Origin of the sequence: Pseudoalteromonas sp. 2CM36K, assembly GCF_023161865.1 — a bacterium.
Taxonomy (GTDB): Bacteria; Pseudomonadota; Gammaproteobacteria; order Enterobacterales; family Alteromonadaceae; genus Pseudoalteromonas; species Pseudoalteromonas tetraodonis.
In genome coordinates, this window is sequence record NZ_JALNTK010000011.1 from 111,337 (window position 1) to 121,501 (window position 10,165).

The window sequence follows — 10,165 nt, forward strand, 5'->3', positions numbered from 1 at the left end:
TTATTCCTGCTCAGGCTTTTTTTTACGACGCATCGGGGTATCACCATCAATATTAAGAGGTGCTTTAATTGGGGTCGTTGGCTTTTTCGGTTTTGCTTTTCGTTTTGGCTGTAGCTTATCAGTAGTCACTGCTTTTTTAGTCAGTTTAATTGGCGCTACTTTTTTCTCTTTAATGCCTTTAAATTTCGCTTTTAAACCCTCAACAGCAGCAAACGATAACTCATCATTTAAAAATGATTTTATTGCCAAGTAACTTGCCCAATCTTTAGGGCCCACAAGTGATAATGCGTTACCTTTAAAACCAGCACGACCAGTACGACCAATACGATGAACGTATTCTTCGGCGTGTTTCGGTAAATCAAAGTTAATAACATGGGTAACACTGAGTAAATCTAAACCGCGCGAAGCAACATCTGTAGTAATTAATATTTTAAAGTTTTCACGGCTAAACGCATCCATAATATCAAGGCGCTTACCTTGAGTTAAATCCCCAGCTAATGCGACAGATTTAAAGCCTTTACTATTTAATGATTCACTTAAACGGCTGGTATCAGCTCGTGTGGCAGTAAATATAATGCACTGGCCAACGTTATCTTGGTTTAAAAAGTGCTCAAGCAGTGCTTCTTTATGATCAAGGTGGTCAGCTAAGTACAATGTTTGTTTAATATCACTGTGTTGTTCATTGGCCGCACTGAGCATAATTTGTTTTGGTTTTTTTAATAAATTACGCGATAACGCATCAACTTGAGCATGATCTAATGTCGCCGAAAACAATAAAGTTTGACGAAGACGATGATCGGCCAGTTCATTAATTAGTTTAAGTTGATCGGTAAAACCTAAATCTAAAATACGGTCAGCTTCATCGAATATAAGTAATTCTAGGCCACTTAATTGTAATGAACGTTGCTTTAAATGATCGGCTAAACGCCCAGGTGTGGCGACAACAAAATGAGGGTCGTTACGCAGTGCTTTAATTTGGTCGTTAAAATTTTCGCCACCGAGGATTTTAACGGCCTTTATGTTGGTACCGGCAATAAGTAATCGAAGTTGAGTAAAAACTTGGGTCGCAAGCTCACGAGTTGGAGCAACAATAAGTACACGAGGATCACGTTTACTGAGTGCTTTTTGTTTCATTACACGCTGCACAGCCGGTAATAAAAACGCTAAAGTTTTGCCTGACCCAGTTTTTGACTGAGCGAAAATGTCATGTCCCGCCAGTGCCGTTGGCACAGCATGAGCTTGAATATCGGTAGGCTGGGTGATCCCTTGGTGCGCTAATTGTGTTTCTAGGCGAGTATCAATCCCAAGATCAGTAAAGTGCAATGTATGTTTCTCCAATATGAGCAAGTCTGTATAAATTTATTCGCGCATTATAGCCCACTGAGCTACTGCGCTAACAGTAAAAAGCGCATTATCATCCATTTTTTTGCATTTAAATAAAAAAAGCGTAAAATACGCGCCCCATATGCGCCGGATTTACGATTCGGTAAACGCCACTTAAGGCTATCAAAGCAAAATAGGAAGCAAAATGACTGCTGTTCATAAAAATGATGTAACAAACGAGCACTTTGTAGTATGTGCTATGTATAAATTTGTAGCTTTACCAAACTTTGAAGCACTACGTAAACCACTCTTAGAAGTAATGGAAGCCAACGAAGTACGTGGTACTTTATTACTTGCTGCTGAAGGTATTAACGGTACTGTATCAGCTAAACGCCAAGGAATAGATAACTTACTAGCATGGTTAGATACACAAGAGAATCTAAATGACATCGTAACGAAAGAATCATACGATGACGAATGCCCGTTTTACCGCACTAAAGTTAAGCTGAAAAAAGAAATTGTGACTATGGGTGTTGAAGGCGTAGACCCATTAAAAGTAGTGGGCAGTTATGTTAAACCACATGAATGGAATGCTCTTATTTCTGATCCAGAGGTGATCCTTGTTGATACCCGTAATGATTACGAAATTGAAATTGGTACGTTTCAAAACGCAGTAGACCCAAACACTAAAACATTCCGTGAATTCCCTCAGTGGGCCAAAGAAAACCTAGACCCATCAAAACATAAAAAAGTAGCCATGTTTTGTACTGGTGGTATTCGCTGTGAAAAATCAACAGCCTATATGAAAGAGCAAGGTTTTGATGAGGTATACCACCTTGAAGGCGGCATATTAAAATACCTAGAAGAAGTGCCAAAAGAAGAAACCATGTGGGAAGGCGAGTGCTTTGTATTTGATAACCGTGTAGCGGTAAATCATGACTTACAAAAAGGCTCATACGATCAGTGTCATGCATGTCGCATGCCTATCACAGAAGAAGAAAAGCAAAAGCCAGAATACATGGAAGGGGTGTCGTGTCACCACTGTATTGACAATGTAACCGATGAACAACGCGCTCGCTTTGCAGAGCGCCAAAAGCAAATAGAGCTTGCTCAAGCGCGCGGTGAAGGCCACATTGGTAACGAAGCACAAGTTGTTTTACAACAACGTAAAGAAGCTAAAAAAGCGCAAAAAGACGCACAGCGAAATAAATAAGCGGTACATTTAGTTTGTACGTTATTAAAAAAAACCTCAGTCTTAACTGAGGTTTTTTATTTTATACTCTTTTCACAATTGCTTGCATCTGTAGTAGAGAGCGTGACCTTATTTGCAGCATTGACGAGCACACATTTTGTGTTTTTATCGAGCTTTTTCTTTTGAATAACGGTAAATTCACCTTTATCAGCAGCATATAAATTATACTGATACGCGCTATTACCCCCTTCAAATAAAGCAGTAAATAATCCACCGACTAATCCACCAACAATCGCGCCGCCAATCATTTCTTCTTTGTTGCCATCTAAGCTATCTACAAAGCCAAACCCCGCACCAGCAGCTATTCCAGTCCCCACTTCTGAGGAGAGTGTTACTTTTTGTATTGATTCAACAGACGCATAATAACGTTTAACGACTTGATTTTGATCGGCCCGATCAACCCCTTGTGATGCACAGCCTGATAGCAAGATCACCATAATTAAACTCTTTTTCATAAATGTGCCTTTATTAAAAATATTGATGAGCTAAATCATAGTCATAAATGTAATTTAAATATGTGTGGATTTTGTATGCAGCTGTAAAAATATGTAGAGTGGCAAGCATGCTTAATTTCAGCTTATTGTTTTGCTAATTTATCGTACTTAGCTATTTATTGATCATAGAGCTGTTAAACTGCGTAACATAATGCAAATAATAATTAATTAGGGTGCTCCTTTGAAATCGCGAATTCTTTTTACCAGCGTGTTTTTTTCTTTAATGTCGTTAAGTTTATCTGTAAAGAGTGCCAATGTCGTGGTGGAGCAGGTAGCGATGGAACGTGCTAAAGAGCAAGTTCAGGCTGTCGGTAACGCCGAAGCAATTCATTCGGTTATTTTATATCCGGCTGTGGGCGATAAAGTAACGGCGGTGCATTTTAAACCGGGTGATAGCGTAAAGGCCGGTGATGTGTTACTCGAACTTGATTCACGCAGACAAAAAGCGGCACTTGAAGAGGCAAAAATAAAACTTGCTGACACCCAAAGAACCCTCGCACGTTTAAAGCAAAGCCAAGCAAAAGGGGCTGTGCCACAGAGTGATGTGGATGATGCAAAAACAGTTGTTGAATTAGCAAAAGTGACCCTTACCCAAGCAGAAACAGAATTTGAAGACCGCCAAGTTCGTGCGCCTTTTAACGGCACTATGGGACTTACCGACGTTGAAGTGGGTGACAGAATTACTCCCCAAACGGCGATTGCAAGTATTGATGATACGCGTGCTTTATATATAAACTTTAACGCCCCAGAATCGGCCGTTTATATGCTGCGCAATAAAGGCAATGTAAAAGTATTCCCTTGGCAGTCACAAAATGCTGTAAACGCAAAAATTGCTTATCTAGATTCACGAATAGACCCACAAACTCGCACCTTACGTGTAAAAGCGCAGCTTGAAAACCCGCAGCAAAAGTTTTTACCCGGCATGAGTTTTCGTGTTCATATTGAAGTAGAAGGACAACGTTTTGCTGCTGTACCTGAAGCGGCATTACTGTGGGGAGCAACAGGCCCTTACGTTTGGACAAGTGTTGGTAAAAAAGCCACTCGAATTGATGTGAAAATTGAACAACGACTTGCTGGTCGTTTATTAGTTTCGGGGGCTTTAAAAGAACAAGATAACTTAGTGGTAGAGGGCGTACAACGCTTACGAGCTAACCAAGAGCTAAGCTTCTCAGCGCCAATCGCTAATACGCAGGAGTAGCCATGAAACAGCAACCTATGATGCAAGACTTGCCATCAATGGCTATTCGCCGCCCAGTGCTTATTGTGGTACTGAATTTACTGATTATTATTGCCGGAATTGCCGCCATAGCAGGCGTAGAAGTTCGAGAGCTTCCAGATGTAGACAGACCCCGTATTACCGTATCAGCCTCGTTCCCTGGTGGTTCACCTGAAACCGTTGATACCGAAGTTACCAGTAAACTTGAAGGTGCCGTGGCCCGCGTGAGCGGTGTTAAATCGATTCGTGCACAAAGTGAAGAAGGTAATTCACGCATTGTGGTTGAATTTAGACCGGGTGTTAATCTGGATGATGCCGCTAATGAAACGCGTGAGTCAGTTGCTCGAGTGCAAAGAGAGCTCCCTGAAGAGGTAGAGCGCGTTTCTATTATTAAGGCTGATAACGACGCTGAAGCAGTAGTTTCATTAACAGTATCAAGCGAAAGTTTATCGTTAGAGGCATTAACAGAGCGGGTTGATGTTGATTTAGCGCCGCAGTTTTTAACTATCCCTGGCGTTGCCGACGTACGATTAAACGGCGATAGAGAACGTGTGCTTAGGGTTCGCATTGATCCATTAAAGCTCAGCAGCTTTAACTTAACTATTCCAGATGTCGCCGATGTACTCAGGCAAGCCCCCTTTGATGTGCCTGCAGGGAGTTTAAAATCAAACGATCAGCAAATAATAGTGCGCGCTGATGCAACGTCTGTTACCCCCGCACAGGTGGGCGACATTATAATCCAGGGCGATACTCGCATTAGCGATATTGCTGCCGTGTACTTTGGTCCTGCCGATCCGCGCTCTATGGTAAGGCTCAATGGTAAACCTGTTATCGGCATGGAAATTATTCGCCAAGCACAGTCCAACACCATCGAAATTTCTGATGAAGTACTCAACCTTATAGAGGGAATGCGTGAGCGCTTTCCAGAGATGGAGTTTACGCTAACATCAGATGATGCGCAGTTTATTAGAAGCTCAGTAGATGAAGTGATTAACTCATTAGTACTGACGGTACTGCTAGTGATCATCACCTTGTGGGTGTTTATTGGTTCATGGCGTGCAACACTAGTCCCAGCATTTGCCATTCCTGTTGCGCTTATAGGTTCATTAGCACTGATATGGGCACTTGGGTTTTCAATTAATATTTTAACCTTATTAGCACTGGTATTAGCGACAGGATTAATTGTTGATGATGCAATTGTAGTGAGTGAAAATATTCAACGCCAGCGAGGGTTAGGCCTTGGAAGGCGTGCCGCAGCGGTTGTTGGTACCCGCGAAGTATTTTTCGCCGTTATTGCCACCACTGCAGTGTTAGCGGCTGTGTTTGTACCCATCGCATTTTTACCCTCTACAGCAGGGCGTTTATTTAGGGAGTTTGGTGGCGTACTAGCTGGTGCGGTAATTATATCTAGCTTTGTTGCGTTATCGTTAGTGCCGGCGCTCACCTCAAAATTAAAACTCAAACAAGGTGGTTTTCACCCCTTTGCTAAATTTGGTAACGTGCTTGCCAATATTTATACCAAAACAATTCATAAAGTACTGGATCATGCGTGGGTTACCTTTATTGTTTGTTTATTAGTTGCAGGCGGTTCGGGTGCTTTGTATATGAGTTTAGATAACGAACTGCTCCCTACTGAAGACCGCGGTAAAATTAGAATATTTGCCCGCGGACCTGATGGCGTAGGCTTAAATTTTATGGATAGACAAGCCATTAAAATGGAAGATACCTTACTGCCTTTCGTTGAAAGTGGTGAAATTGAGTCTATTTACACTGTGGTTGGGCAATGGGATCCCAATATTGTGTTTATTACTGTGCCATTAAAGCATTGGGATGAACGTAACTTTAGCCAACAAGAAATTATTAATAAAATTCGCCAGCCTTTAGGCAACATCCCTGGTGCACCTGCTTACCCAGGTGGTGCAAATAGCTTAAATTTACGTGGCCAAGGTGGCGGCATAGAAATCGCTTTACTGGGACAAGATTACCTTGAAATATTTAAGGCTGCACAGCAGTTCTCAGCTGATCTTGAAAAAGCCGTGCCAGAGGTTGCGCCAGTAAGAGTATCGTATCAGCCATCGCAGCCACAATTGCGTGTTAATATCGACAGACGACGCGCAGAAGAACTTGGCGTGTCTTTAAGTGATATCGCAATTACTTTAAGAGCCGCTATTAATGGTGACGATATCGCTGATTTAAACATAGGCGATCAATCTATTCCTATTATGCTACAGGCACAAAATCAAACTATTAACGACCCAAGTGATTTAGCAAACTTGTTTATTAGAGCCCGTAATAATCAATTGGTGCCGCTAAGTAGTGTCGCTAACATTTCAGAGGAAGGGGTTGCCGCAGAGCTTGAGCGTCATGCTCAGCGCCGTGCCATAGAGCTCAGTATGGAGCTGCCTGAGGGCTTAACAATTGCCACCTTAGTGGAACAAATAAAACAAGTGTCTGAGCAATCATTACCAGCAGGTATTACTCTTGCATTTAAAGGGGAAGCACTGACATTTGAAGAAACCTCCAACGAAGTATTAATGACCTACGTATTGGCATTTTTAATTGTGTTTTTAGTACTTGCGGCGCAATTTGAAAATGTTAACAGCGCAATTGTAGTAATGATCACTGTACCATTTGGGATTACATCGGCCATTCTAGCGCTATATTTAACCGGCACCTCACTAAATATTTACTCGCAAATAGGCCTAGTGATGTTAATTGGGTTAATCGCTAAAAATGCAATTTTATTAGTCGAGTTTGCTGATCAATTAAGAGATCAGGGGCTGAGTGTTCGAAAAGCGGTTGAACAAGCTGCATTGGTACGTTTAAGACCAATCACCATGACCTTAATATCGACCTTACTCGGTGCGTTACCCCTAATTATGTCAACAGGTGCAGGAGCAGAAGCACGTAACGCCATTGGCTGGGTGGTATTTGGTGGACTCGCGTTAGCGGTATTGTTTACGCTTTACTTAACACCGGTGATTTATTTAGGGTTAGCCCGCTTTACCAGTCCTCGTGGCGATGAATCAAAGCAATTAGCCCAAGAGCTGGAGCAGTTAGACTAACTAATTACGCTAATTGGCTATTTTTCTTTGAAAAAATAGCCAATTAAGCCCACAATTCAACTAGATTAAAGCCACAAGGACCACCCATGCAGGCCGAGCAAGTTGAAATAGCCCAATTTTTAGTTGAACACCCCCCCTTTGATACGCTTGAGAGCGAGGCACTAAACGAACTAGCAATGCAAATTGAAGTTGCCTATTTTCGTGCACAAACTGATATTTTACATTTAGGCCAAGATATTAGTGACTTATATATTATTCGTAGTGGCTCGGTTGAAATTTCACGTCGTAATGGCGAGCTCTATAATCGTTTAGCCACAGGCGGCATTTTTGGCCAAATGGGCCTATTGATGAACCGCAAAGTTCGCTTTCCGGCTCGTGCGCTTGAAGACACCTTAACCTATTGTATTAATGTTAATACCTTCAATGAATACTGTGATAAATACGAAACCTTTGCCGATTTTTTCGAAGTTGATGGTAACGTACGTTTGCATCAAGCCATTGTAGAGCAAGCCGATAGTAATGATTTAACCACCGCGAAAGTGAAGTCATTATTACACCGTGATGTGGTCACAGTAACAATGCAAACTGCTATTAAAGACGTCGCGTTTTTAATGACCCAAGAATCAGTGTCTTCAGTGTTAGTTACTGACATAGAAAAACAAATAAGCGACGACCCAGAAGAAGACGACGGTCAAGTCGTTGGAATTATAACCGACAGAGACATTCGCACTAAAGTGGTCGCCCAAGGGTTAACATATGATACACCCGCCAAAGAAGTAATGACATCAAGCTTAGTACTACTTGATAGCAACGCCTATGTGTTTGAAGCCGTATTAGCCATGCTAAGAGATAACTTACATCATTTACCTGTGGTACATAAAAAACGGCCAATTGGGGTAATATCACTGTCTGACATTTTACGTTATGAATCACAAAGTAGCTTACTGTTAGTACGCGGTATTTTAGCGCAGCAATCAGTTGATGACCTAGTTCATTACGCACGCCAATTACCTAATGTATTTGTACGTATGGTTAATGAAGATGCAAATTCGCATATGATCGGAACCGCTATGGCGGTCATAGGGCGTACCTTTAAACAGCGTTTATTAGCATTGGCCGAAGAAAAATTTGGCGAACCGCCTATTCCTTATTGTTTTATAGCCTTAGGCTCAATGGCCCGCGACGAGCAGCTAATTGTGACCGATCAAGATAATGCTCTCATTTTGGATAATAGTTTTGATGAGGCACTGCACGATGAGTATTTTCAAAACCTATCAGATTTTGTGTGTGATGGTTTAGCTAAATGTGGCTATACCTATTGTGACGGTGAAATTATGGCGTCGTTTAAAAAATGGCGTATGACCCGTACACAATGGAAAGAAAAATTTGCTAGCTGGATGGCCGAGCCGAAACCGCAAGCACTGCTTAATAGCTCGATATTTTTTGACTTAGATGGTGTGTGGGGCAAGCTAAAATGGGCCGATGAGCTTAAAACGCTAGTGGCCAAAGAAAGCAAAGTAAATAAGCGCTTTTTAGCAAACCTTGCTGCTAATGCTCGCAACAGAACGCCACCATTAGGATTCTTTAACGGCTTTGTACTTGAGCATAATGGCCAGCATAAGCGCTCAATGAACTTAAAACGCCGTGGTACGGCGCCGCTATCTGATGTGGTGCGCGTGCACGCGTTAGCGGTTGGCTCACGTAAACAAAACTCCTTTGAGCGCTTAGAAGATATTATAGAGGCAAATTTACTGCCTAAAGGTAAAGCACAAGATTTGCGTGATGCGTTTGAGTATATTGCCACAGTGCGTATTCGTCATCAGGCATGGCAAATAGAGCAGGGTGAAGCCCCAGATAATGATTTAGACCCCCACTTACTTTCACCCTTTGAGCAAAGTAATTTAAAAGAAGCTTTTGCTATTTTAGAGAAAGCCCAGAGCTTTTTAAAATTTAGTTATTCTGCGCATTCGGGTGTGAAATAAATTATGAGTAAATCAACGTTAAGGTGGCCACAGCGCTACGAGCAGTTATTGCAAACTGCGCAAAACCCGCTGCTTAAAGACTTTTATCAACAAGCGTTTACCAATCAGGCTGCTCCACTTAAAGATGTCCCTTTTGTGGCGCTCGACTTTGAAACAACCGGCCTTGATGCGAATAGCGATGATATTGTTAGTGTGGGGCTGGTGCCTTTTAATGTAAATCGTATTTATTGTAAAGAGAGCCGCCACTGGGTTGTGCAACCTCGACGAGATTTAAGTGAAGAGTCAATAGTTATTCATGGAATTACTCATTCAGAAGTGGATGAAGCCCCTGATCTTAATCGAATTTTAGCGCCACTGCTTGATGCCCTTAAAGGCAAAGTGGTGGTGGTACATTATGCCGCAATAGAACGTCATTTTTTTTATAACGCGTTACTTATGCGTATAAAAGAGGGCATTGAGTTTGCACTAGTTGATACGATGGAAATAGAAAGGCGGGCGCTTAAAGCACGGCAGGGGCTATTAGGCAGGCTGTTTAATTCAAAGCTAGGATCACTTAGGTTAAGTGATACACGGGAGCGTTATTCATTGCCATTGTATCAAAACCATAACGCGCTTACTGATGCACTAGCCACTGCCGAGCTGCTGCAAGCGCAGCTGAGTTACCACTATAGATCAGACACGCCACTGAGTGAAATTTGGCTTTAGCTATTGAAGCGTTACTGTTAAAAATAGAGCACAAAAAAAGCCGCAATTTGCGTAATGCAGATCAGTTAAGAATATTTTTATGATCACTTGACTGATCTTTCCATGGCTTCAAAATCCGATATTAGAAA

The 10,165-nt window shown here is 41.9% G+C and carries 7 protein-coding genes; 5 read left to right on the forward strand and 2 right to left on the reverse strand.

Annotated elements, in window-relative coordinates; all coding sequences use genetic code 11:
- A complete protein-coding gene (locus tag MTN97_RS08730; RefSeq protein ID WP_248474191.1) occupies nucleotides 1-1,323 on the reverse strand; it encodes a DEAD/DEAH box helicase in 1,323 nt (440 codons plus the stop codon).
- A gap of 205 nt (nucleotides 1,324-1,528) precedes the next feature.
- Between MTN97_RS08730 and MTN97_RS08735 the strand changes: the two genes are divergently transcribed.
- Nucleotides 1,529-2,536, forward strand: a complete 1,008-nt coding sequence (locus tag MTN97_RS08735) for a rhodanese-related sulfurtransferase (RefSeq protein ID WP_248474192.1) — start codon at nucleotides 1,529-1,531, stop codon at nucleotides 2,534-2,536.
- A 56-nt stretch (nucleotides 2,537-2,592) separates the two neighbouring features.
- Here the strand turns inward: MTN97_RS08735 and MTN97_RS08740 are convergent, their stop codons facing one another.
- The gene (locus MTN97_RS08740) at nucleotides 2,593-3,030 is read right to left on the reverse strand and encodes a hypothetical protein (protein ID WP_248474193.1); all 438 of its coding nucleotides are present in this window, start codon (nucleotides 3,028-3,030) and stop codon (nucleotides 2,593-2,595) included.
- Between the two features lie 220 nt (nucleotides 3,031-3,250).
- On the opposite strand from MTN97_RS08740, the gene MTN97_RS08745 reads away from it, so the two are divergent.
- The 4 genes from MTN97_RS08745 to MTN97_RS08760 all read left to right on the forward strand — a co-directional run bounded on the left by MTN97_RS08745 (nucleotide 3,251) and on the right by MTN97_RS08760 (nucleotide 10,037).
- The gene (locus tag MTN97_RS08745; RefSeq protein ID WP_138627283.1) at nucleotides 3,251-4,267 is read left to right on the forward strand and encodes an efflux RND transporter periplasmic adaptor subunit; all 1,017 of its coding nucleotides are present in this window, start codon (nucleotides 3,251-3,253) and stop codon (nucleotides 4,265-4,267) included.
- Between the two features lie 2 nt (nucleotides 4,268-4,269).
- A complete protein-coding gene (locus MTN97_RS08750; protein WP_013464884.1) occupies nucleotides 4,270-7,350 on the forward strand; it encodes an efflux RND transporter permease subunit in 3,081 nt (1,026 codons plus the stop codon).
- Between the two features lie 86 nt (nucleotides 7,351-7,436).
- Nucleotides 7,437-9,332 carry a putative nucleotidyltransferase substrate binding domain-containing protein gene (locus MTN97_RS08755; protein WP_069439434.1) on the forward strand — a complete coding sequence of 632 codons (1,896 nt, stop codon included), beginning with the start codon at nucleotides 7,437-7,439 and terminating at the stop codon, nucleotides 9,330-9,332.
- A gap of 3 nt (nucleotides 9,333-9,335) precedes the next feature.
- Entirely contained in the window at nucleotides 9,336-10,037 is a 702-nt protein-coding gene (locus tag MTN97_RS08760) for a 3'-5' exonuclease (protein WP_036982761.1), read from the forward strand.
- Nucleotides 10,038-10,165 lie beyond the last annotated feature (128 nt).

Bases quoted from the DNA above. Each gene is read 5' to 3' on its own strand.
- MTN97_RS08755 (WP_069439434.1), top strand. From the start codon at position 7,437: ATGCAGGCCGAGCAAGTTGAAATAGCCCAATTTTTAGTTGAACACCCC.
- MTN97_RS08735 (WP_248474192.1), top strand. From the start codon at position 1,529: ATGACTGCTGTTCATAAAAATGATGTAACAAACGAGCACTTTGTAGTA.
- MTN97_RS08760 (WP_036982761.1), top strand. From the start codon at position 9,336: ATGAGTAAATCAACGTTAAGGTGGCCACAGCGCTACGAGCAGTTATTG.
- MTN97_RS08740 (WP_248474193.1), bottom strand. From the start codon at position 3,030: ATGAAAAAGAGTTTAATTATGGTGATCTTGCTATCAGGCTGTGCATCA.
- MTN97_RS08750 (WP_013464884.1), top strand. From the start codon at position 4,270: ATGAAACAGCAACCTATGATGCAAGACTTGCCATCAATGGCTATTCGC.